This window comes from Citrobacter sp. T1.2D-1 (assembly GCF_950098555.1).
Taxonomy (GTDB): domain Bacteria; phylum Pseudomonadota; class Gammaproteobacteria; order Enterobacterales; family Enterobacteriaceae; genus Citrobacter_A; species Citrobacter_A telavivensis.
This window is the reverse complement of record NZ_CATNHH010000056.1, coordinates 207793-229679: the sequence shown is the minus strand read 5'-3', so window position 1 is coordinate 229679 and position 21887 is coordinate 207793. Positions and strand designations below refer to the sequence as shown.

Sequence of the window (21887 nt, the reverse complement as noted above, 5' to 3'; positions counted from 1 at the left end):
GTACATCAATGCAAAAGTGCTATTTTCGCTTATTCTGTAGCGAAATAGCACGATCATGACGCTATATACATGATTATACAGCGTTAAGTGTGAATGGCATAATGCGCGTTTACACGCTAGTATCGGCATAACCACAGTAAACACTCTAGCCTCTGCACCTGGGTCAAATGATACGGTGCTTTGGCCGTGACAATGCAAACGCATTGCCACCAGGGCGCAGGAAGAAATGACTTCGCCTCCCATATTTGGAAAGGTGTACATGGCCTCACAACTGACCGATGCTTTCGCGCGCAAGTTTTACTACTTGCGTCTGTCGATTACCGACGTGTGTAACTTTCGTTGCACATACTGCTTGCCGGATGGCTACAAGCCCGGCGGCGTCACTAATAAAGGTTTTCTCACCGTCGATGAAATTCGTCGGGTGACACGCGCCTTTGCCAACCTGGGCACTGAAAAAGTGCGCCTGACCGGTGGCGAACCCTCCCTGCGTCGCGACTTTACTGACATCATTGCCGCCGTGCGTGAAAACGACGCGATTCGTCAGCTGGCGGTGACCACGAACGGCTACCGTCTGGCGCGTGATGCTGCCCACTGGCGCGATGCTGGCCTGACCGGCATTAACGTTAGCGTCGACAGCCTCGATGCGCGTCAATTCCACGCGATTACCGGGCAGGATAAATTCCAGCAGGTGATGGCGGGTATTGACGCTGCGTTTGATGCCGGCTTTAAAAAGGTCAAAGTGAACACCGTGTTGATGCGCGATGTGAACCACCATCAGCTCGATACTTTTCTCGACTGGATCCAGACGCGTCCCATTCAACTGCGCTTCATTGAACTGATGGAGACGGGCGAGGGCAGCGAGCTGTTCCGTAAACACCATATCTCCGGTCAGGTGCTGCGTGATGAACTGCTGCGTCGCGGCTGGATCCACCAGCTACGCCAGCGCAGCGATGGCCCGGCACAGGTCTTCTGCCACCCCGATTATGAGGGTGAGATCGGCCTCATCATGCCGTATGAAAAAGACTTCTGCGCCACCTGCAACCGTCTGCGCGTCTCCTCCGTGGGTAAACTTCATCTCTGCCTGTTCGGTGAAGGCGGCGTCAGCCTGCGCGATCTGCTGGAAGACGATGCTCAGCAAGACGCGCTGGAAGAGCGTATCTCGCTGGCGTTGCGTGAGAAAAAGCAGACCCATTTCCTGCACCAGAACAATACGGGTATTACCCAGAACCTCTCATACATAGGCGGTTAACACCGCTTTGAACAAGGAGTTTGCCATGAGTCAGGTAAGCGCTGAATTTATCCCGACCCGCATTGCTATTTTGACGGTATCGAATCGTCGTGGCGAAGAGGACGATACCTCCGGCCATTTCCTGCGTGATGCCGCGCAGGAAGCGGGACATCAGATCATCGATAAAGCGATTGTCAAAGAGAACCGCTACGCCATACGCGCGCAGGTTTCGGCGTGGATTGCCAGTGATGAAGTGCAGATAGTATTGGTAACCGGTGGCACGGGTTTGACTGAAGGCGACCAGGCCCCGGAAGCGCTGCTGCCGCTGTTTGACAGAGAAGTGGAAGGCTTTGGCGAAGTGTTTCGCATGCTGTCGTTTGAAGAGATTGGCACGGCCACGCTGCAGTCGCGCGCGGTGGCGGGCGTGGCCAACAAAACGCTGATTTTCGCGATGCCGGGTTCTACCAAAGCCTGCCGCACTGCGTGGGACAATATCATCGCGCCGCAACTGGATGCCCGTACGCATCCCTGTAATTTTCACCCACATCTGAAGAAATAAGTATGTCGCAACTGACTCACATTAACGCCGCCGGTGAAGCGCATATGGTGGATGTGTCCGCGAAAGCAGAGACCGTCCGCGAAGCGCGCGCCGAAGCTTTTGTCACCATGCACAGCGAAACGCTGGCCATGATTATCGACGGTAGCCACCATAAGGGCGACGTGTTCGCCACCGCGCGCATTGCCGGGATTCAGGCGGCTAAACGTACCTGGGAGCTGATCCCACTGTGCCATCCGCTGCTGCTGAGCAAAGTGGAAGTACAACTGCAGGCACAGCCAGAACACAATCGTGTGCGTATTGAGTCGCTGTGTCGCCTCACGGGAAAAACCGGCGTGGAGATGGAAGCGCTCACGGCGGCGTCAGTGGCCGCGTTGACCATTTACGACATGTGCAAAGCGGTGCAGAAAGATATGGTGATTGGCCCGGTACGCCTGCTGGCGAAAAGCGGCGGCAAGTCTGGCGATTTTAAGGCGGATTCGAATGATTAAGGTTTTGTTCTTCGCCCAGGTTCGTGAACTGGTGGGTACAGATGCGCTGGACGTCGCGGCAGATTTCCCGACGGTAGAAGCGCTGCGTCAGCATCTGGCGGCTAACAGCAACCGGTGGGCGCTGGCCCTGGAAGACGGCAAACTGCTGGCGGCGGTAAACCAGACGCTGGTGAGTTTTGATCATCCGCTGACGGCGGGTGATGAAGTGGCTTTCTTTCCACCGGTCACGGGAGGCTGAGATGGCTGAAACGAAAATTGTTGTCGGGCCTGCGCCGTTCAGCGTGGGGGAAGAGTATCCCTGGCTGGCGGAACGCGACGAAGACGGCGCGGTGGTGACCTTTACCGGTAAAGTGCGCAATCATAATCTTGGCGACAGCGTGAAGGCGCTGACGCTGGAGCACTATCCGGGGATGACGGAAAAAGCGCTGGCGGAGATTGTTGATGAAGCGCGGGCGCGCTGGCCGCTGGGACGCGTCACGGTGATTCACCGGACTGGCGAACTGTGGCCGGGCGATGAAATCGTCTTTGTCGGCGTCACCAGTTCGCACCGCAGCAGTTCGTTTGAGGCCGGGCAGTTCATCATGGACTATCTGAAGACGCGCGCGCCGTTCTGGAAGCGTGAAGCCACGCCGGAAGGCGAGCGCTGGGTGGAAGCCCGCGACAGCGATCGTCAGGCGGCGCAACGCTGGTAGCCGGAAATTGTGATACGCTTATCCCGTGTAGTCACTTTCAATCAGGAGATTATCATGGACCGATTTCCACGATCCGAATCAATCGTGCAGGCCCGTTCCGGCCTGCAAACCTATATGGCGCAGGTCTACGGCTGGATGACTGTCGGGCTGCTGCTAACCGCGTTTATTGCGTGGTATGCGGCGAATTCCAGTGCGTTCATGGAGTTGCTTTATACCAACAGAATCTTTTTCTTTGGCCTTGTCATTGCACAATTAGCAGTCGTATTTGTGTTATCGGGTCTGGTCAACAGACTCAGTGCGGGCGTCATGACCACACTGTTTATGCTCTATTCAGTCCTGACCGGTCTGACGCTTTCCAGCATTTTTATTATTTATACCGCGTCCTCCATTGCCAGCACCTTTGTGGTCACCGGCGGGATGTTTGGCGTGATGAGCCTGTGGGGATACACCACGAAGCGCGATCTGAGCGGCTGGGGCAGCATGCTGTTTATGGCGCTGATTGGCATCATCCTGGCCTCACTGGTGAACTTCTGGCTGAAGAGTGAAGCGCTGATGTGGGCAGTGACCTATATCGGGGTGGTGGTGTTTGTCGGGCTGACCGCCTACGACACCCAGAAGCTAAAAAATATCGGTGAGCAGATCGATGTGCGCGACAGTTCTAACCTGCGTAAATATTCTATTCTCGGCGCGCTAACGCTGTATCTGGACTTTATTAACCTGTTCCTGATGCTGCTGCGTATCTTAGGCAACCGTCGCTGAGTTTGCTGTGCCGGATGGCGGCTACGCCTTATCGCCTACAAAAAATGATCCTGTAGGCCTGATAAGCGTAGCGCCATCAGGCAACGATTTATCACTTCGCCATCGCCTTTTCGTTTTTCGCCCGTAGTTTCTTCGCCCGACTCTCCAGCAGCAGATAACTCATTAGCGCCAGCAAAAGCGGGGCAAAGTAATACAGCACGCGGTACGCAAGCAGCGCGGCAATGATGATGCCCTGCGACGTCTGTTCTCCCGCCAGCAGCGCGATAAAGACCGCTTCCAGTACGCCAATCCCCGCCGGAATGTGGACAATCACCCCCGCGATACTGCTGACCAGCAGCACGCCGAGCACGAAAAAGTAGTTCACCTCCTGACCCAGCAACAACCAGATGATCGCTCCCATTACCATCCAGTTGGTGCTGGAGATAGCCATCTGAGCCAGTGCAAATTTCCATGACGGCAGCACCAGCTTTTGTCCCTTAATGGTCATATGGCGATGTCTGGCGAAAGCGCAGAACCACAGATAAATGGCGATAATTAGCAGCAGCGCCACGCCCAGAATACGCAGAGTGCTTTCGTCGATATACCAGTGTGCGGGCAGTTGCACCACGCCAAAGGTGAAGATGATCCCGCCAAGCAAAATGTAACCCAGCCAGTTGGTTGTGATGCTCAGGGAGAAAATACGGGTGATGGTGCCACCCGGCAGGCCGAGGCGGGAATAGAGCCGGTAGCGCATACCGATGCCGCCGACCCAGGTACTGAGCGTCAGGTTGAAGGCGTAGCAGATAAACGACACCAGCATCACCTGCCGCTTTGCCAGTCTGTGACCGCAATAGGCGCGTCCCAGCAGGTCATAGCAGCCATAGAGTAGATAGCTGAGGATCACCAGTCCAACGGCGCTCAGTAATACCACCCGGTTATAATCGCGAATAACCGTCCATACATCCTCCCAGTTGACTGTCCTGGCGTAGACAACCAGCAGCACAATCACGGCGATGAAAAACAACCAGGTGAGGATCTTTTTCGCCACTCGCCAGCGCGGGTGTGATTTTGCCATCAGGGTTTCGCTCCTGTGTTCTGTACCTCCACCCGATCCTGCGTTTCCATCTCGGGCTGTGCTGGCGGATCAACCTGCGCCAGACGGGGGGTATGCGCCGGAAGCCAGCCGACCAGCGCCGGGAAGTGGCGTAAGAAGTGGAACGCCAGTACGCTTTTGGTCAGGTTCCACCAGGTGCGTTTCGGCAGCATCGACTCGTCCACCCGTTTACAGTCTTCGGCAACGATCGCGTTGAGGTTGTCGCGCAGCGTCTGGTTAAACGCTCTGTCGTGTACGACCAGGTTGGCCTCCAGATTGAGCGACAGGCTGAGCGGGTCGAGATTACTGGATCCGACCGTCGCCCAGTGGTCATCCATCAGCGCCACCTTGCCATGCAGCGGTTTACGTCGGTACTCGTAAACCTGGACATCGCCTTTCACCAGATAGTTGTACAGCAGGCGAGCGCCCACTTTCACAATCGGCATATCCGGTTCACCCTGCACAATTAGTTTCACGCGCACGCCCCGTCGGGCGGCTTTGCGCATGGCATGCAGCAACCGGTAACCGGGAAAGAAGTAGGCGTTGGCGATAATCACCTCCCGCCGCGCCTGAGTGAGCATTTTCAAATAGTGACGCTCGATATCGTCGCGGTGCTCGTCGTTGTCGCGCCAGACGAACAGCGCCTGCGCCTCGCCGGGCTGGCGGTTCTCTTCAGCACGATGATGGCGACGCCACCAGCGGCGCACCGCGCTCTGTCCGGGGAGGTTTTCCACCTCAAACTGTAGAATATCGGCGACGACGGGGCCTTCCACTCGTACCGCGTAATCCTGCTTGGCCTCGGGCCCGTAATCGGACATATGCTCGTCGGAATAATTAATCCCGCCGACAAATGCCACCCGGTCGTCAATCACCACAATCTTGCGATGCATGCGGCGAAAGACGTTGGTACGCATGCCGAACACCCGAGGGCGGGGGTCATAGTAGCGAAACACCACGCCTGCCGAGGTCAGTTCGCCGACGAACGCGTCGCTCAGGTCCGGCGAGCCGTAGCCGTCCAGCAGTACTTCCGCCTTCACACCGCGTTTCGCCGCGGATAACAGCGCCGCATGAAGCTGTTTCCCCACTTCATCTTCAAACCAGATGAAGGTTTCCAGAATAATTTTCTGCCGCGCATCGGCAATCGCCGCAAACACGGCGGGGTAATATTGGTCGCCGTTTTCCAGTAACTGGATCTGATTACCTTCACGCCAGCCACATTTCATAGATGGATCTCCGCGCTAAGAGGGGCATGGTCTGAGAGATGCCGCCAGTTGCGCAGCGGCAGCATTGTCGGCGAACTGGCATGGGCATTTTTCACGTAAATACGATCGAGGCGCAGCAGCGGCAGGCTGGCGGGAAAAGTCCGCGCCGGGCGACCGCGGGCGCGGGTAAAGATTTCATCCAGCCCGGCGGCGGCTTTTAAGGGACGGTTTGCCTTCTGCCGCCAGTCGTTGAAATCACCGGCCACCACCACCGGCTCGCCGTCGGGCAGGGCATTGATCCAGTCTGCCAGCAGAGTGAGCTGCGCCTGCCGGTGGGCTTCGCGCAGGCCGAGGTGAACACACATCACATGAATCGGTTTCCCAAGCTGCGGGGGGACAATGCGACAATAGAGTACGCCGCGCTTTTCACTGCTGCCGACTGAGATATCGCGATTTTCATAATGTTCAATAGGATAGCGTGACAGTACCGCGTTGCCATGATGCCCTTGCGGATAGACGGCGTTGCGCCCGTAGGCGTAGTCACTCCACATGGTGTCGGCGAGAAATTCGTAGTGGGTGGTATCCGGCCAGTTTTCGACGTGCAGCGGATGCACCTCGTGCGCGCCCATCACCTCCTGCAGACAGACGATGTCGGCGCCAACCGTACGAACGGCATCGCGCAGTTCCGGTAAAATGAAGCGCTTGTTAAAGGCGGTAAAGCCTTTATGCGTATTAATAGTGAGCACGTTAAATGAAAAATTTCGCGTCGATTGAGTCATTTTTCTCCTGTTGGCGTCACTCTTCTGATTGAAATAGTGTAGTCGTCGTCACAAAAAGGTGCGGCGTTACGGAATTTTCCGTAAAGTGCGGTACTCTGAGTAATTAGAGAAAAATCCTTCAGGAGAAAAGCCATGAGGTGGCAACAACGTGTTCGTGTCGCAACGGGGTTAAGTTGCTGGCAGATTATGTTGCATTTACTGGTCGTGGCGTTGTTGGTCATGGGCTGGATGAGCGGCACGCTGGTGCACGTCGGCCTGGGATTATGCGTAGTGTATGGCGTGACCGTATTACTGATGCTGGCGTTACAGCGTCATCATGAGCAGCGTTGGCGCGAAGTCGCTGACGTGCTGGAAGAACTCACCACCACCTGGTATTTCGGTGCAGCGCTGATCGTGCTGTGGCTGCTGTCCCGGGTTTTACAAAACAACATCCTGCTGGCGCTGGCGGGACTGGCAATCCTGGCCGGACCCGCTGTGGTTTCGCTGCTGGCGAAGGACAAAAAGCTACATAATTTTGCGTCTAAACATCGCATACGCCGCTGATCCCGTCGTGGTCGCTATCACCAGTAGCGGCCACAAGCTTCCCCAGACAATCTGCAAACTCGCATCTTTCAAATAGATTTGCTTGGTGATATCCGTGAAGTGACGGATAGGGTTTATCCATGTCAGGTTCTGCAACCAGACCGGCATATTTTCGACCGGGGAGACGTACCCCGACAGTAAAATCGCCGGCATCATAAAGACGAACACGCCGATAAATGCCTGCTGCTGTGTGGAGCAGAGCGAGGATATCAGCAGCCCGAAGCCCACCAGTGACAGTCCGTAAATCACCATCGTGAAGTAAAACAGCGCCAGCGACCCGGCAAACGGGATCTGATACGCCCAGATACCGATTGCCAGCACGATAGAGGCCTGTCCGGTGGCGACAATCAGCGCGGGAACCGCTTTACCAATAAAGATTTGCCAGGTGGTGAGCGGGGAGACCAGCAGCTGATCCAGCGTACCCTGTTCACGTTCGCGCGCCACGGACAGCGAGGTGACGATCATCACGCCAATGGTGGTGATCATCGCGATCAGTGATGGCACCACGAACCACTTATAGTCGAGGTTAGGGTTGTACCAGTTGCGCACCACCAGCTCGCTGTTGTTAGGCTTCGGTTTGCCCTCCATCAGTTCCTGCTGATAGTTCTTCACGATTTGCTGGAGATAGTTGGCGGCGATCTGCGCGCTGTTCGAGTTACGTCCGTCGAGAATTAACTGCATGGGCGCAGACTGAAAGGTATCCAGATTGCGCGAGAAATCCGCCGGAAAGTGCACCAGCAGCAGCGCCTTTTGCGTATCGATCGTGGGCTGGATTTCCTGCGGGCTTTTCAGCAACAGAATATGGGTAAAGGCTTTGGCGCGAGCAAAGCGCTGGGTCAACTCAACCGAATGCTTCCCATTGTCTTCGTTATAGATGGCGATGGTCGCATTAGTCACTTCCAGGGTCGCCGCAAAGGGAAACAGAAACACCTGAATCAGCACCGGCAGAATCAGGATCGCGCGGGTCTGCGGCTCGCGTAACAGCGACTGCAGCTCTTTGCGAATTAACGTCCATAAACGATGAAACATAGTGTTGCCCTTAATACCCGATGAAGCATTTCGTAAGCCTGATAAGCGCAGCGCCATCAGGCAGTTTGCCGGATGACGGCACAAGGCCTTATCCGGCCTACGGTGACTTATACCCGATGAAGCACTCCGTAGGCCTGATAAGCGCAGCGTCATCAGGCAGTTTGCCGGATGACGGCACAAGGCCTTATCCGGCCTACAGTGACCTATACCCGATGAAGCACTCCGTAGGCCTGATAAGCGCAGCGTCATCAGGCAGTTTGCCGGATGACGGCACAAGACCTTATCTGGCCTACGGTGACCTATACCCGATGAAGCACTCCGTAGGCCTGATAAGCGCAGCGCCATCAGGCAGTTTGCCGGATGACAGCACAAGACCTTATCCGGCCTACGGTGACTTATACCCGATGAAGCACTCCGTAGGCCTGATAAGCGCAGCGCCATCAGGCAGTTTGCCGGATATGCGAAAGCGCCATCCGGCAAATCATCAATCCAGCCGACGTTTGGTTTTTATCCACGTCAGACCAATAAACATCACCGCCGAAGCGATTAAAAACAGCACGTTGACAATCAGCACCACCGGAATATTACCAGCGAGAAACAGGCTTTGCAGCGTGCTGACGAAGTAACGCGCCGGAATAATGTAGGTCACCGCGCGGATCACCGCGGGCATGCTGTCTATCTGGAAAATAAAGCCTGACAGCATAATCGACGGTAAAAAAGCGGCGTTAAGCGCCACCTGGGCGGCATTAAACTGGTTGCGGGTGATGGTGGAAATCAACAGCCCCATCCCCAGCGTGCTGAGTAAAAACAGGCTGGTGATGAAAAACAGCAGCAGTAACGATCCGCGATACGGGACGCCGAGAATAAACACCGATACCAGCATACACAGCAGCATTGCCAGCATGCCGAGGAAATAGTAGGGGATGAGTTTACACAGCAGCAGCTCGGCGCGCGTCACTTCGGTGGAGAGCAATGCTTCCATCGTACCGCGTTCCCATTCGCGCGCGACGACCAGCGAGGTGAGGATCGCGCCGATCACCGTCATGATGATCGTCACCGCGCCGGGGATAATAAAATGCTGACTGATGGCCGCCGGGTTGAACCAGTAGCGGGTCTGCACTTCAATCAGCGGTTCAAACGTTTCCCCGCGATCTTCCGCTCGCTGCATCTGCCAGATTTGCCAGATGCCTTCCACATAGCCCTGTACGAAGTTGGCGGTATTGGGTTCACTGCCGTCGGTAATCACCTGAATCGGTGCGGTGTCGTTGGCGCGCGCCATTTGTTGGGCGAAATCGACCGGAATGACCACCAGCCCACGAATGCGCCCGGCCTGCATTTTTTCAATCAGCGCCTTGCGGTTATCGCTGATAGTGGCGTCAATGTACGGCGAACCGGTCATTGTGTGGGCAAAGTCCAGCGCCTCTTCGCTTTGCTGTTCAAGCAGGATCCCTACCCGCAGCTTGCTGGAATCGAGGTTAATGCCGTAGCCAAAAATAAACAGCAGCAGCAGTGGGATGACCACAGCAATCAGCCAGCTACTGGGGTCGCGGACGATCTGTCGCGTCTCTTTGACGCACAGCGCCCGCACGCGGCGCCAGGAGAGAAGGCGGTTACGCATTGCCGTGCTCCTTATCCCAGTCATTAATCAGCCGGATGAATGCCTGTTCCATGGTCGGATCCGGCGTGTCATCATCGGCCGCCTGCGCCTTCAGGTCGTCCGGCGTGCCGCTGGCAATCAGCTTCCCGCGATAGACCAGGCCGATACGGTCGCAATATTCCGCTTCGTCCATAAAGTGCGTCGTCACCATCACCGTCACGCCTTTTTCCACCATGCTGTTGATATGCAGCCAGAACTCGCGGCGGGTGAGGGGATCGACGCCAGAAGTGGGTTCGTCGAGAAACAGAATGTCGGGTTCGTGCATCAGCGAACAGGCCAGCGCCAGACGCTGCTTAAAGCCCAGTGGGAGTTCATCGGTGGCATGCGAGGCGATACTTTTCAGGCCAAACGCCTCGCTCATGCGGGCAATTTTTTCGTTCTGCGCACGTCCTCGCAGGCCATAAACGCCGGAGAAAAAGCGCAGGTTTTGCTCCACCGTCAGGTTGCCGTACAGCGAAAATTTTTGTGCCATATAGCCCAGATGCTGACGCGCCTTACCGGAGCTGACTTTCAGATCCATGTCCAGCACCAGCGCTTTGCCGGAAGTGGGCACCAGCAGGCCGCACATCATTTTAAAGGTCGTGGATTTTCCCGCGCCGTTGGGGCCCAGCAGGCCAAAAATTTCCCCGCGCTGGACGGCAAAATCAACGTGATCGGTGGCGGCGAAATCGCCGAATTTCTTGGTCAGGGCTTTCGCTTCAATCACCGTTTCGCCCGGTGTCCCTTCGACGGTGTGCAAAATGGCGCCCAGCGGCGATTCAGAGGTGGCAGCCCCGCCCAGCAGATCGATAAACGCATCTTCGAAGCGTGGCGCGGTTTCGCTGATATCGATCGCCGGCATGCCGTTGCCGCGGCGAATATCGTCTGCTGTGGCCTCTTTTTTCAGGATCAGACGAACCGATTTCCCCTGGATCATGCCGTCGCTGACCTGCGGTAGTTTCAGCGCCCGCTGGAGCAATTTACGGTTGTTTTCCTGTGGGCTGTGCATCAGAAAACTGCGCCCGGCCATGGTTTGTGTCAGTTGAGTCGGTTCGCCCTGATACAGCAGTTCGCCTTCGTTCATCAGCAGAACGTCCCGACACTGTTCGGCTTCATCCAGATACGACGTGCTCCACAGGATCAGCATCCCGTCGCCCGCCAGTTCGTGCACCATCTGCCATAGTTCGCGCCGTGAGATGGGGTCAACGCCGACGCCGGGTTCATCCAGTAACAGTACTTTGGGTTCACCGACCAGCGTACAGGCCAGCCCCAGTTTCTGTTTCATCCCGCCGGAGAGTTTTCCCGCCAGACGACCGGTAAACGGGCCGAGCGAGGTGAATTCCAGCAGGCGGGCAAAGGTTTTTTCCCGCACATCGCCTGTAACGCTGCGTAAATCGGCGTATAGGTTGAGGTTCTCCATCACGGTGAGATCTTCATACAGGCCAAATTTTTGTGGCATGTAACCCAGCACCGCGTGCAGCGCGCTGTCGTTTTTAATCGGATCAAAGCCAATCACCGTTGCGCTGCCGCCGTCCGGCCTCAACAAACCCGCCAGCATTCTCATCAGCGTGGTTTTCCCTGCACCGTCCGGTCCCACCAGACCGGTCACGTATCCGGCGTGAATCGTACAGTCGAGCGGGGCGACTGCCGGCTTTTCCAGTCCGGAAAAACGTTTAGTCAGCCCGCTCAGCGTGATGACGGCGTCATTCATGTCCAGCCTCGTTGCCGAACTTCACCGTCACCGGCATGCCCTGGCGCAGGGCGTCGTCGGCATCGGTGACAACAATACGCAGGCGGTAAACCAGATCGGTACGCAGGTCCGGCGTCTCTACCGTTTTCGGGGTGAATTCTGCGGTCGGGGAGACAAAGCCGATTTTACCGTGATACGGCTTGTCGGGACGTCCATCGGTGTACAGCAGGATTTCGCGTCCCGGCTGTGCCTGAGAAAGATGACGTTCGTCGACGTAGGCGCGCACCCAAACCGGTCGGGTGAGGGAGAGCGTCAGCACGGTACCCCCTGCGCTGAGCATGCTGCCGGGCTCAACCGCGCGGGTTAACAGCGTGCCGTTCGCCGGGGCGACAAGCGTGGTGTCATGGAGGTCGAGTTCCGCCTGCGCCAGCTGTGCCTGCGCCTGTTCAAGGCTGGCTTTCGCCTGGGCGATATCCTGTTCACGATTACCGGAGCGGTACTGACTCAGTTTGTCCTGTGCGGATTTCAACGTTGCCAACGCCTGGTCGCGGGAAGAGCGGGCGTTTTCCAGATCGTTAGCGGAAATGGTGCGGCTTTTCCACAATCCCTGCTGACGGTTGTAGAAATTCTGCGCGTAATCATAGGCGGCCTGTGCCTGTTTCACCGCTGCCGCTGCCTGGGCAATCTCTTCCTGACGATAGCCCGCCAGCATCAAATCGTACTGGGCCTGCGCGACGGAAACACCGGCTTTTGCCTGCATCAGGGCGTTCTCATAGGGAGCATGATCCAGCTCGCCCAGCACCTGTCCTGTTTTAATGGCATCGCCTTCATCCACCGTCAGTGATGCGAGTCGACCACCGACGCGAAAGCTGAGGTTAACGGTACGGATGTCCACGTTGCCGTAGAGCGTCAGTCCGTTGTCCTGCCGGCTTTGATACCACCATGTGCCACCGGCAATCACCGCGAGCAGCGCCGCGATCACCAGGCCAATAACGACAGGCTTTTTCATCAGTCCAGACTCCTTTGCGATAAACCTTGCAGAATAAGATCGATATGACAGGTCACGGTCTGCGTAATCAGCGCCGTTTTTTCTTCATCAAACTGCGACCAGCCGGTACGTAACAGAATGGTTTCTTTACCGAGACGGAATGCCAACACTTCGCCGAGCAGCGCGTGGGTATGCAGAATCATGCGCGTGTCGTGGGCGTCGCAACCGGTATACGCGGCGATGAGACGGGTCAGATGACTGTGCAGCGGCTCGATAACCTGCTCGTGCACCCGCTGATACGCCGCGGTAGGGGAGAGCTGTTCGCGCGAGATAAATTTGCTCAGATTCACGGTGTCATCCTGGGTTAACAGCATGATCATGTTTTTACAGGCGCGCAAAATCAGCTCGCGCATGGCGGCACGGTCGGGATGGGCCTGGGCGAATAAACGTTCGGCGTCTTCCGCGTGCGGGCGAAACTGACTGCCAATGAAATCGGCAATCCACTGGGCGCAGGCGAGGTATAAATCCTCTTTTGAGCCAAAATAGTAGGTAATGGCGGCAATGTTTTGCCCGGCCAGCGCGGCAATGTCGCGAGTGGTGGCATGCAGGCCATACTCGCCAAACTGGGCCAGTGCGGCGGCAATCAGCTGGCTTTTGGCCTGTTCACCTTTGGTGGTCATAGTGGGAGTATTCATCACGCGACCTAAATCTTAATCAATCGATTGATTAAGATTATGACTGAAAATCATCCTTGTCCAGTCTGATGGCGTATTTTGTCTGGCCCAGTAACAGGGATAATTTATGCGGTGCGTCACAAAAACTGCTACACTCCGCCCCTTCATGACATTGTGGTTTTTGTCATTCCCAAATTGTATGTATCTCCCTGAAAACGACACCGGGAACGGTCGGGGCGGTTCGGAGTAGTTATGTCTTTTGATTCCCTGGGTTTGAACCCTGATATTCTGCGCGCCATTGCCGAGCAGGGTTACCGTGAACCTACCCCTATTCAGCAGCAGGCAATCCCTGCCGTGCTGGAAGGTCGCGACCTGATGGCGAGTGCGCAGACTGGTACCGGTAAAACGGCAGGCTTTACGCTGCCACTGTTACAGCACCTTATTACTAAACAGCCGCACAACAAAGCGCGCCGTCCGGTACGGGCGCTGATCCTGACGCCGACGCGTGAACTGGCGGCGCAGATTGGTGAAAACGTCCGTGATTACAGCAAGTATCTGAACATCCGTTCGCTGGTCGTTTTTGGCGGCGTGAGCATTAACCCGCAGATGATGAAACTGCGCGGCGGCGTCGATGTGCTGGTTGCAACGCCGGGCCGCTTGCTGGACCTGGAACACCAGAACGCGGTGAAACTGGACCAGATTGAGATTCTGGTGCTGGATGAAGCGGACCGTATGCTGGATATGGGCTTTATTCACGATATTCGCCGTGTGTTAGCGAAACTACCAGCGAAGCGTCAGAACCTGCTGTTCTCTGCGACATTCTCTGATGAGATCAAGGCGCTGGCCGAAAAGCTGCTGCATAACCCACTGGAAATTGAGGTGGCACGCCGCAACACGGCTTCAGAACAGGTCACGCAGCACGTGCATTTTGTGGATAAGAAACGCAAACGTGAGCTGTTATCGCAGATGATCGGCCAGGGGAACTGGCAGCAGGTGCTGGTGTTTACCCGTACCAAACACGGCGCCAATCATCTGGCGGAACAACTGAACAAAGATGGCATTCGCAGTGCGGCGATCCACGGCAACAAGAGCCAGGGGGCGCGTACCCGTGCGCTGGCTGATTTTAAATCAGGTGAAATTCGCGTGCTGGTGGCAACGGATATTGCCGCGCGTGGTCTGGATATCGAAGAACTGCCGCACGTGGTGAACTACGAGCTGCCGAATGTTCCGGAAGATTATGTGCACCGTATCGGTCGTACCGGGCGTGCGGCGGCTACCGGTGAGGCGCTGTCGCTGGTCTGTGTTGATGAACACAAACTGCTGCGTGATATCGAAAAACTGCTGAAAAAAGAGATCCCACGTATTGCCATGCCAGGCTATGAGCCGGATCCATCGATTAAAGCAGAGCCGATCGAGAATGGTCGCCAGCAGCGTGGCGGCGGCGGCGGTCGAGGCCGTGGTCAGGGGCAAGGGCAGGGCGCGGGTCGCGCTCAGCAGCCGCGTCGTCAGGACGGTGGCGCGCCAAAAGTCGGCGCTAAACCTTCACGCCGCACAGGCGATGCGAAACCGGCTGGCGAAAAGCCCCGTCCGCCGCGTCGTCCACGCAGAATTACGCCAGTACAGTAAGGGGTCAGGGGAACCTGATACTCTGAGAAATTTTACGTTCACTTTGTATTCAGTGATTCTCTGAAACTACAGCACACGTGAACGTGCAAGGGAGGCTCTCCGCCGCCTCCCTTGCAACCCTGGCTCCCGGCAAGGAAAATCGCCACTTCGTGGTGCATTCGTCTTATGCCGTCTGCCTGTCGGGTCGGGGTCGAGCCTGCATCCCTGCAGGCCGTCCCCTCCGCCCGCTTCCCTGCGGGCGGACCCGGTCAGCCGTCAACGCCTCATCGATTTTCAGGCCGGATCAACGGCATCGCTTCAACATCCTCCCTCCCGGATAAATTTATGTTGCTGCCAAAAAAGCAAACCGCTGAGAGGGTCAGGTGTGGAGTGGTCCGGCTGAAAATTGCCGACGTGTTTCCGTAAGGCCGGGGGAACCCGCAGGGATGCGGGTTCAGGGCGCGCGAAGCAGGGATGCTGAGTCGCACCCGACCCGATAGCCTGAAGGAATAAGCGGAGGACAAAATTGCCGGGAGCAATTTTGAACAGCACTTGTGCTGGCCCCGAAGGGGGGAGCCCCATGGATGGTGAGAATAATTCGCGAAGCGACAATTTTCCTGCCGGGAGCCTGGATTGTTAAGGAGGCGGCGACGAGCCTCCTTAACACGTTCACAGGAGCAAGGGTGCCAGACAAGCTGCGAACATGAGGTGAACGGAACCTGTTACAGGTGGTGTCATATTCACTTTAAAAGGGTATGCAAAATTCCCCCTCATTCCCCCGAATTCTGCGATTTCAACACGATAGAGCAGGTATACCTTCCCGCCGGGTGAATTGAAATCGTGGTCTCGAACACCTTTCCGTCTCGATCCCGATAGCGTCGCACGATGCGCATCCCCGGAGAATCGGGCTCGACATTCAGTATCTTTGCGATTTTCTTTGGCACACCAACGGCGGTGATCGTCTGATGTACTTCGTGGCTCTTAATCCCGTAGTGCGTTTCGATCAGATCGCTAATCAGCGAGTGCGGATCGTCACGGATAAACGTGCGCAGCCTGGAGTAATCGGTGCTGGCGTAACTGTCCGTCCAGCAAATGGGGGCGTCCGGGTTTTGCGCATCCTCGCGAATACTGGCGATATGTAGCCAGCGTGAGCCTGGCGGACAGTCTATCAGCTGAGAAAGCTCAATATCCGCCACAATCTCATCGATCTTCTTAATCACCCGCAGGTTGTTCTTCGCCAACAGCAGCAGATCTTCCAGATGCGACAGCGGATGGTTAACCCCGCTCGCCTGCGGTTCACATACGCGCGTACCTGCGCCTTTACGCCGCGAAATCAGCCCCTGTTCCGTTAATTCCCGCAACGCTTCGCGCATGGTGTGACGGCTCACCTGCCAGGTTTCGCACAGTTCCATTTCTGTCGGAAACAGTGAACCCGGTGGGTAAGTTCCCGTCGAGATTTGATGGGCCAGTTCACGGGCTATCCGCTTGTACAGAGATTCTTTCATCGCAGTTTCATCAAATAATTAATGATCACAGTCACAAAAATGTGTACGGGCTATTCCATACATTCATCATGATTATTATAAATGTCCGTACATTTAAAATGTACGGACATTGTTTTATGTTCGGACATTTAAGCTGTCCCGGCTGAGGTGTAAACCGGGGCAGACACACATCTTATCACTATCGGATTAAACCGGGGGATTTATGGCTTCGAATGTAATGGATTCTGTTTTATTTAGAGATTCTTTTGGTACACCGGCAATGCGTGCGGTGTTTGATGACTACGAACTCATTCGCAAATATGTCGAAGTGGAGGTCGCGCTCGCCAAAGCGCAGGCGCGATGTGGGGTGATCCCGGAAGCGGCAGCCAAAGAGATCGCCGAGAAGTGCAATGCCGATACGCTGGATTTCGATTTGCTGCGCCATGAGACGGAAATCGTCGGTTATCCGATCCTGCCGCTCGTTCACCAGATTTCAAAGCAGGCTGGCGAGTCTGGCGGCTACGTGCACTGGGGAGCGACGACGCAGGACATTATGGACACGGCGGTGGTTCTGCAAATTCGTGATGCCTTTGAACTGCTCGAGGCGGACATGGACCGGTTGCGTGCGACGCTGGCTGACCTGGCGCTGCGCTATCGTGATACGCCGATGGCCGGACGCACCCACTTACAGCAGGCGCTGCCGGTGACTTTTGGCTATAAAGCCGCCATCTGGCTGGACATGTTTGAACGCCATGCCGAACGTCTGCAACAGGCGCGTCCCCGCGTGCTGGTCGGTGAATTTGCCGGGGCTGCCGGCACGCTGGCGTCGCTGGGCGATAAAGGATTGGCGGTACAAAAAGCGCTGATGGAAGAGTTGGGCCTCAATGTTCCCACTTCCACCTGGCACGTGGCGCGCGACGGCTTTGCCGAAGCGGTGAACCTGCTGGCGGTCATGACCGGTTCGTTAGGGAAGATTGCGTATGACGTGATGCTGATGGCGTCGAACGAGTTTGGCGAACTGTATGAACCGTTCGTAAAAGGACGCGGTGCGAGCAGCACCATGCCGCAAAAACGCAACCCTATCTCCAGCGAACTGATGCTGGCCTGTGCAAAAGGCGTTCGTCAACAGGCCGGACTGATGCTGGATGCGATGGTTCAGGATCTGGAACGCGCGACCGGGCCGTGGCATGCGGAGTGGATTGCGATCCCGGAAAGTTTCGTGTTGAGCGCAGGCGCGCTGCATCAGGCCAACTTTATGCTGGCGGGACTGGAGGTCGATGAAGCGGCGATGCTGCGCAATCTGGGAATGACCAATGGACTGATTGTGGCAGAAGCCGTGATGATGGGACTGGCTCCGTACATCGGTCGCCAGGATGCCCACGATGTCGTCTATGACGCCTGTCGTATCGTCAATGAGAAGGGCGGTCACCTGGCAGACGTGCTGAACGCCATGCCGACAGTTGCACAGCGACTGGATCCGCAACTGATTCACCAACTGACCGATCCGGCAAATTACCTGGGAATGGCGCCTGAAATGGTCGATCAGGTGCTGGCCAAGTATCAGTCACGGAAATGAACGTTCTCGTGTTAACGGAATAAGGATATTGCTATGTCTACGAATTCTGTCGCGGGAAAGAAAGTTATCTCATTTCTGATCCCGCTGGTGATTGGCGCCGTCATTTGGTTTATTCCCGTCCCTGACGGGCTAACGCCGGCGGCCTGGCATATGTTTGCGATTTTTGCCGCGACCATTGCGGCTATCCTGACCCAACCGCTCCCTTCGGGGGCGGTCATGCTGATTGCGCTTTGCGTGGTTATCTTTAGTAAAACCTTGACCGAGGCAAAGGCGCTGTCGGGCTTTGCCTCTGGCACCGTGTGGCTGATATTCTGCGCCTACGTGCTCTCACTGGGATTTGTGACCTCCGGACTGGGGAAACGCATTGCTTATAAAATGCTGTCGCTGTTTGGTGGAAGCAGTCTGGGAATTGCCTATTCGCTCGGCGTTTCCGACCTGATTATGGCTCCGGCAATGCCTTCCGTGACGGCGCGTTCTGGTGGGATTATTTTCCCCATCGCCCGTTCAATCAACGACGTACTCGGCTCGGCACCCGGCGCGACCGGTAAACGGATTGGTGATTTCTTAACGATGGTCTGCTTTCAGTTCACGCCGATCACCGGGGCGATATTTTTGACGGGGATGGCGGCAAACCCGCTGGTAGCAAGCCTGGCAAAATCCACGCTGGGTCTGGATATCACCTGGGGCGGATGGTTTATTTCCGCCGTAGTACCGGCGATGGTCTGCTTTTGCCTGATGCCGCTGCTGGTCTACAAGCTGCTGGATCCGGAACTGAAGCACACTCCGGAAGCCAAAGCGATGGGCAAACAGTCGCTCAGCGAACTGGGCGGAATGAGCAGTAATGAGAAAAAAGTGGCGGTAGGCTTTGTGCTGGCGCTGGTAGGCTGGGGAACCAGCCTGATCACCGGGATCTCCGCGACGTCGGTCGGGCTGGGTCTGGCGGCCTATTTGTTTGCGACCGGTGCGGTAAGCTGGAAAAGTCTCCTTAATGACCATGCCGCGTGGGATACGGTAATCTGGTTTAGCGTGATCATCAGCCTGGCGACGGGTCTGGCGGATCTGGGATTCATCAAATGGATGACGGTGAAGTTGGGCAGCGGGATTCAGGGATTCGGCGCGATGGAAGCCTTTATCGTGCTCGGGGTCCTGTACATCTATGTCCACTATCTGTTTGCCACCGCCACGGGGCACGTTGCCGCGCTGTACGCGCCGTTTGCCGCAACGGCGATTGCGGCCGGAGCGCCGCCGATGATGGTGGCAATCTGCTTCGGTATCTTCAGTAACCTGATGTGGGGGAACACGGAGTACGGTGGTGGACCCGGCCCTATTTACTTTGCGCAAGGCTATTTCGAGCGACCGCGGTTTTACCGAATCAACCTGTGCGTGGTGACGTTTAATGTGATCATCATCTTCGCGGTTGGCATGTTGTGGTGGAAGCTGCTGGGGTACTATTAAGTCATAGCGCAGCTGCCTGATGGCGCTGCGCTTATCAGGCCTACGCGCTTATCCGGCCCGGAGTATGCTTAAACGTAGGCCGGATAAGGCGCAAGCCGCCATCCGGCAATTCGCCTCCAGGTTGCGAAGCGCTTTCCAGAACCGGCAAAAAAGGTACGTTCCAGGCCTGAAATGTGCCACAATAGTGGCTGTTTATACAGTATTTCAGGTTTTCTCATGGCATTAACCGCTGCGCTCAAAGCGCAAATCGCCGCCTGGTATAAGGCGCTTCAGGAACAGATCCCCGACTTTATCCCCCGTGCGCCGCAGCGGCAGATGATTGCCGATGTCGCGAAAACGCTGACCGGAGAAGAAGGGCGTCATCTGGCGATTGAAGCACCCACCGGGGTGGGGAAAACCCTGTCTTATCTCATTCCCGGTATTGCCATTGCGCGGGAAGAGCAAAAAACGCTGGTGGTCAGTACCGCCAACGTGGCGTTGCAGGATCAGATCTACAGTAAAGATCTGCCATTACTGCGCAAAATCATTCCCGATCTTCGCTTTACCGCCGCGTTTGGTCGCGGTCGCTATGTGTGTCCTCGAAATCTGACGGCGCTGGCCAGTACTGAACCCACGCAGCAGGATCTGCTCGCGTTTCTTGATGATGAACTCACGCCGAACAACCAGGAAGAACAGAAGCGTTGCGCAAAGTTGAAAGACTCCCTCGACAGCTACAAGTGGGACGGCCTGCGCGATCATACGGATATCGCCATTGATGACGACCTCTGGCGGCGATTGAGCACCGACAAAGCCAGCTGCCTGAACCGCAACTGTCATTACTATCGTGAGTGCCCGTTCTTTGTGGCGCGTCGTGAGATTCAGGAAGCGGAAGTGGTGGTGGCAAACCATGCGCTGGTGATGGCCGCGATGGAAAGTGAAGCAGTGCTGCCGGATCCGAAAAACCTGCTGCTGGTGCTGGATGAAGGCCATCACCTGCCGGACGTCGCCCGCGATGCGCTGGAAATGAGTGCCGAAATTACCGCACCCTGGTATCGCCTGCAGCTGGATCTGTTCAGCAAACTGGTGGCGACCTGCATGGAGCAGTTTCGTCCCAAAACCACGCCGCCGCTGGCGAATCCGGAGCGTCTGAACGCCCATTGCGAAGAGTTGTATGAGCTTATCGCCTCGCTTAATAGCATTCTCAATCTGTACATGCCCGCCAGGCAGGAGGCGGAACATCGCTTTGCGATGGGAACACTGCCGGATGAAGTGATGGAGATTTGCCAGCGTCTGGCGAAGCTCACCGAAACGCTGCGCGGTCTGGCGGAGCTATTTTTAAACGATCTCAGCGAGAAAACCGGCAGCCACGATGTTGTGCGTCTGCACCGGGCTATTTTGCAGATGAACCGTGCGCTGGGGATGTTTGAGGCACAAAGCAAACTGTGGCGGCTGGCCTCACTGGCCCAGTCGTCCGGTGCGCCGGTGTCGAAATGGACGACGCGCGATGTGCGCGACGGGCAGCCTCACGTCTGGTTTCACTGTGTGGGGATCCGCGTGAGCGATCAGCTGGAGCGGCTACTCTGGCGCAGCGTGCCGCATATTATCGTCACCTCCGCCACGCTGCGTTCGCTTAACAGTTTTTCACGCCTGCAGGAGATGAGCGGTCTGAAGGAGAAAGCCGGAGACCGTTTTGTCGCGCTCGATTCGCCGTTTAACCACGTTGAACAGGGCAAAATCATAATTCCGCAGATGCGCTATGAGCCGCTAATTGATACCGAAGAGCAGCATATCGCGGAGATGGCCGCCTATTTTCGCGAACAACTGGAAAGCAAAAAGCACACTGGCATGTTGGTATTGTTTGCCAGCGGACGGGCAATGCAGCGATTTCTGGAACACGTCACGGATTTGCGTCTGCTGTTGCTGGTCCAGGGTGACCAGCCGCGCTATCGGTTGGTGGAGTTGCACCGTAAGCGAGTAGAGAACGGCGAGCGTAGCGTGTTGATTGGGCTGCAATCTTTCGCCGAGGGGCTGGATCTGAAAGGGGATTTGCTCAGCCAGGTGCATATTCATAAAATAGCGTTCCCGCCCATTGACAGCCCGGTGGTGATCACCGAAGGCGAATGGCTCAAAAGCCTCAATCGCTATCCGTTTGAGGTGCAAAGCCTGCCCGCCGCCTCGTTTAATCTCATTCAGCAGGTGGGACGCCTGATCCGTAGCCACGGGTGCTGGGGAGAAGTGGTGATTTATGATAAGCGTCTGTTGACCAAAAATTATGGCAAGCGTTTACTGGATGCATTACCTGTTTTTCCCATAGAGCAACCCGCTGTGCCAGACGTTATAGTAAAGGCAAAAGAAAAAGCGAAACCCGCGCGCCGTCGGCGTAAATAACGTGAGTGTGAGGCAAGGAGTT

Annotated in this window: 20 protein-coding genes and 1 riboswitch; of the genes, 11 read left to right on the top strand and 9 right to left on the bottom strand. The window is 56.2% G+C overall.

All coding sequences use genetic code 11. The features are described 5' to 3' along the window. Positions 1 to 129 precede the first annotated feature (129 nt). A riboswitch (molybdenum cofactor riboswitch) is annotated at positions 130 to 272 on the top strand. From moaA to QQZ17_RS22195, 6 genes are all read left to right on the top strand, one after another. Then, complete coding sequence (moaA, locus tag QQZ17_RS22220; RefSeq protein ID WP_152405375.1) at positions 260 to 1249, top strand: GTP 3',8-cyclase MoaA; 990 nt, start codon at positions 260 to 262, stop codon at positions 1247 to 1249. Its footprint overlaps the riboswitch before it by 13 nt. A 25-nt stretch (positions 1250 to 1274) precedes the next feature. Further along, positions 1275 to 1787, top strand: a complete 513-nt coding sequence (moaB, locus tag QQZ17_RS22215; protein WP_152405374.1) for a molybdenum cofactor biosynthesis protein B — start codon at positions 1275 to 1277, stop codon at positions 1785 to 1787. A gap of 2 nt (positions 1788 to 1789) precedes the next feature. Then, complete coding sequence (gene moaC / locus QQZ17_RS22210; protein ID WP_152405373.1) at positions 1790 to 2275, top strand: cyclic pyranopterin monophosphate synthase MoaC; 486 nt, start codon at positions 1790 to 1792, stop codon at positions 2273 to 2275. Further along, positions 2268 to 2513, top strand: a complete 246-nt coding sequence (gene moaD, locus QQZ17_RS22205) for a molybdopterin synthase sulfur carrier subunit (protein ID WP_152405372.1) — start codon at positions 2268 to 2270, stop codon at positions 2511 to 2513. The genes moaC and moaD overlap by 8 nt, the downstream gene beginning before the upstream one ends. Position 2514: 1 nt before the next feature. After that, positions 2515 to 2967, top strand: coding sequence for a molybdopterin synthase catalytic subunit MoaE (moaE, locus tag QQZ17_RS22200; RefSeq protein WP_152405371.1), 453 nt, complete (start codon positions 2515 to 2517; stop codon positions 2965 to 2967). A gap of 54 nt (positions 2968 to 3021) precedes the next feature. Then, positions 3022 to 3726 carry a Bax inhibitor-1/YccA family protein gene (locus QQZ17_RS22195; RefSeq protein WP_152405370.1) on the top strand — a complete coding sequence of 235 codons (705 nt, stop codon included), beginning with the start codon at positions 3022 to 3024 and terminating at the stop codon, positions 3724 to 3726. A 91-nt stretch (positions 3727 to 3817) separates the two neighbouring features. Here the strand turns inward: QQZ17_RS22195 and QQZ17_RS22190 are convergent, their stop codons facing one another. The 3 genes from QQZ17_RS22190 to QQZ17_RS22180 are packed head-to-tail and all read right to left on the bottom strand — an operon-like array spanning position 3818 to position 6779. Next, a complete protein-coding gene (locus tag QQZ17_RS22190; protein WP_152405369.1) occupies positions 3818 to 4780 on the bottom strand; it encodes a lysylphosphatidylglycerol synthase domain-containing protein in 963 nt (320 codons plus the stop codon). After that, positions 4780 to 6021, bottom strand: a complete 1242-nt coding sequence (gene clsB, locus QQZ17_RS22185; RefSeq protein ID WP_152405368.1) for a cardiolipin synthase ClsB — start codon at positions 6019 to 6021, stop codon at positions 4780 to 4782. Before clsB ends, QQZ17_RS22190 begins: the two co-directional genes overlap by 1 nt. After that, positions 6018 to 6779, bottom strand: coding sequence for an endonuclease/exonuclease/phosphatase family protein (locus QQZ17_RS22180; RefSeq protein ID WP_152405367.1), 762 nt, complete (start codon positions 6777 to 6779; stop codon positions 6018 to 6020). Before QQZ17_RS22180 ends, clsB begins: the two co-directional genes overlap by 4 nt. A 132-nt stretch (positions 6780 to 6911) precedes the next feature. Here QQZ17_RS22180 and QQZ17_RS22175 point away from each other — a divergent pair, with 132 nt between their 5' ends. Next, positions 6912 to 7322 carry a YbhQ family protein gene (locus tag QQZ17_RS22175; protein WP_152405366.1) on the top strand — a complete coding sequence of 137 codons (411 nt, stop codon included), beginning with the start codon at positions 6912 to 6914 and terminating at the stop codon, positions 7320 to 7322. Here QQZ17_RS22175 and QQZ17_RS22170 read toward each other — a convergent pair. The 5 genes from QQZ17_RS22170 to cecR all read right to left on the bottom strand — a co-directional run bounded on the left by QQZ17_RS22170 (position 7284) and on the right by cecR (position 13399). Continuing rightward, positions 7284 to 8390, bottom strand: coding sequence for an ABC transporter permease (locus tag QQZ17_RS22170; protein ID WP_152405365.1), 1107 nt, complete (start codon positions 8388 to 8390; stop codon positions 7284 to 7286). The two genes, QQZ17_RS22175 and QQZ17_RS22170, sit on opposite strands and share 39 nt — an antisense overlap. A 484-nt stretch (positions 8391 to 8874) precedes the next feature. Further along, positions 8875 to 10008, bottom strand: coding sequence for an ABC transporter permease (locus QQZ17_RS22165; protein ID WP_152405364.1), 1134 nt, complete (start codon positions 10006 to 10008; stop codon positions 8875 to 8877). Next, positions 10001 to 11737 (bottom strand): ATP-binding cassette domain-containing protein, encoded by a 1737-nt coding sequence (locus QQZ17_RS22160; protein WP_152405363.1) that lies wholly within the window; start codon positions 11735 to 11737, stop codon positions 10001 to 10003. The genes QQZ17_RS22165 and QQZ17_RS22160 overlap by 8 nt, the downstream gene beginning before the upstream one ends. Next, positions 11730 to 12725: a secretion protein HlyD gene (gene hlyD, locus QQZ17_RS22155; RefSeq protein WP_152405362.1), complete on the bottom strand. Its 996-nt coding sequence runs from the start codon at positions 12723 to 12725 to the stop codon at positions 11730 to 11732. The genes QQZ17_RS22160 and hlyD overlap by 8 nt, the downstream gene beginning before the upstream one ends. Continuing rightward, complete coding sequence (gene cecR, locus QQZ17_RS22150) at positions 12725 to 13399, bottom strand: transcriptional regulator CecR (RefSeq protein ID WP_152405361.1); 675 nt, start codon at positions 13397 to 13399, stop codon at positions 12725 to 12727. The genes hlyD and cecR overlap by 1 nt, the downstream gene beginning before the upstream one ends. Positions 13400 to 13630: 231 nt before the next feature. On the opposite strand from cecR, the gene rhlE reads away from it, so the two are divergent. Next, positions 13631 to 15004: an ATP-dependent RNA helicase RhlE gene (gene rhlE, locus QQZ17_RS22145; protein ID WP_152405360.1), complete on the top strand. Its 1374-nt coding sequence runs from the start codon at positions 13631 to 13633 to the stop codon at positions 15002 to 15004. Positions 15005 to 15753: 749 nt separating this feature from the next. Here the strand turns inward: rhlE and QQZ17_RS22140 are convergent. Next, positions 15754 to 16488 (bottom strand): GntR family transcriptional regulator, encoded by a 735-nt coding sequence (locus tag QQZ17_RS22140; RefSeq protein ID WP_152405358.1) that lies wholly within the window; start codon positions 16486 to 16488, stop codon positions 15754 to 15756. Between the two features lie 202 nt (positions 16489 to 16690). Here QQZ17_RS22140 and pcaB point away from each other — a divergent pair, with 202 nt between their 5' ends. From pcaB to dinG, 3 genes are all read left to right on the top strand, one after another. Continuing rightward, positions 16691 to 18043 carry a 3-carboxy-cis,cis-muconate cycloisomerase gene (pcaB, locus tag QQZ17_RS22135; RefSeq protein ID WP_152405357.1) on the top strand — a complete coding sequence of 451 codons (1353 nt, stop codon included), beginning with the start codon at positions 16691 to 16693 and terminating at the stop codon, positions 18041 to 18043. Between the two features lie 33 nt (positions 18044 to 18076). Next, positions 18077 to 19498, top strand: coding sequence for a DASS family sodium-coupled anion symporter (locus QQZ17_RS22130; protein WP_152405356.1), 1422 nt, complete (start codon positions 18077 to 18079; stop codon positions 19496 to 19498). A gap of 216 nt (positions 19499 to 19714) precedes the next feature. Continuing rightward, entirely contained in the window at positions 19715 to 21865 is a 2151-nt protein-coding gene (gene dinG, locus QQZ17_RS22125; RefSeq protein WP_152405355.1) for an ATP-dependent DNA helicase DinG, read from the top strand. Positions 21866 to 21887: the final 22 nt, after the last annotated feature.

What these genes read in the sequence shown, in the direction of transcription:
- moaA (WP_152405375.1), top strand. Translation starts at nt 260, where the DNA reads ATGGCCTCACAACTGACCGATGCTTTCGCGCGCAAGTTTTACTACTTG.
- moaB (WP_152405374.1), top strand. Translation starts at nt 1,275, where the DNA reads ATGAGTCAGGTAAGCGCTGAATTTATCCCGACCCGCATTGCTATTTTG.
- moaC (WP_152405373.1), top strand. Translation starts at nt 1,790, where the DNA reads ATGTCGCAACTGACTCACATTAACGCCGCCGGTGAAGCGCATATGGTG.
- moaD (WP_152405372.1), top strand. Translation starts at nt 2,268, where the DNA reads ATGATTAAGGTTTTGTTCTTCGCCCAGGTTCGTGAACTGGTGGGTACA.
- moaE (WP_152405371.1), top strand. Translation starts at nt 2,515, where the DNA reads ATGGCTGAAACGAAAATTGTTGTCGGGCCTGCGCCGTTCAGCGTGGGG.
- QQZ17_RS22195 (WP_152405370.1), top strand. Translation starts at nt 3,022, where the DNA reads ATGGACCGATTTCCACGATCCGAATCAATCGTGCAGGCCCGTTCCGGC.
- QQZ17_RS22190 (WP_152405369.1), bottom strand. Translation starts at nt 4,780, where the DNA reads ATGGCAAAATCACACCCGCGCTGGCGAGTGGCGAAAAAGATCCTCACC.
- clsB (WP_152405368.1), bottom strand. Translation starts at nt 6,021, where the DNA reads ATGAAATGTGGCTGGCGTGAAGGTAATCAGATCCAGTTACTGGAAAAC.
- QQZ17_RS22180 (WP_152405367.1), bottom strand. Translation starts at nt 6,779, where the DNA reads ATGACTCAATCGACGCGAAATTTTTCATTTAACGTGCTCACTATTAAT.
- QQZ17_RS22175 (WP_152405366.1), top strand. Translation starts at nt 6,912, where the DNA reads ATGAGGTGGCAACAACGTGTTCGTGTCGCAACGGGGTTAAGTTGCTGG.
- QQZ17_RS22170 (WP_152405365.1), bottom strand. Translation starts at nt 8,390, where the DNA reads ATGTTTCATCGTTTATGGACGTTAATTCGCAAAGAGCTGCAGTCGCTG.
- QQZ17_RS22165 (WP_152405364.1), bottom strand. Translation starts at nt 10,008, where the DNA reads ATGCGTAACCGCCTTCTCTCCTGGCGCCGCGTGCGGGCGCTGTGCGTC.
- QQZ17_RS22160 (WP_152405363.1), bottom strand. Translation starts at nt 11,737, where the DNA reads ATGAATGACGCCGTCATCACGCTGAGCGGGCTGACTAAACGTTTTTCC.
- hlyD (WP_152405362.1), bottom strand. Translation starts at nt 12,725, where the DNA reads ATGAAAAAGCCTGTCGTTATTGGCCTGGTGATCGCGGCGCTGCTCGCG.
- cecR (WP_152405361.1), bottom strand. Translation starts at nt 13,399, where the DNA reads ATGAATACTCCCACTATGACCACCAAAGGTGAACAGGCCAAAAGCCAG.
- rhlE (WP_152405360.1), top strand. Translation starts at nt 13,631, where the DNA reads ATGTCTTTTGATTCCCTGGGTTTGAACCCTGATATTCTGCGCGCCATT.
- QQZ17_RS22140 (WP_152405358.1), bottom strand. Translation starts at nt 16,488, where the DNA reads ATGAAAGAATCTCTGTACAAGCGGATAGCCCGTGAACTGGCCCATCAA.
- pcaB (WP_152405357.1), top strand. Translation starts at nt 16,691, where the DNA reads ATGGCTTCGAATGTAATGGATTCTGTTTTATTTAGAGATTCTTTTGGT.
- QQZ17_RS22130 (WP_152405356.1), top strand. Translation starts at nt 18,077, where the DNA reads ATGTCTACGAATTCTGTCGCGGGAAAGAAAGTTATCTCATTTCTGATC.
- dinG (WP_152405355.1), top strand. Translation starts at nt 19,715, where the DNA reads ATGGCATTAACCGCTGCGCTCAAAGCGCAAATCGCCGCCTGGTATAAG.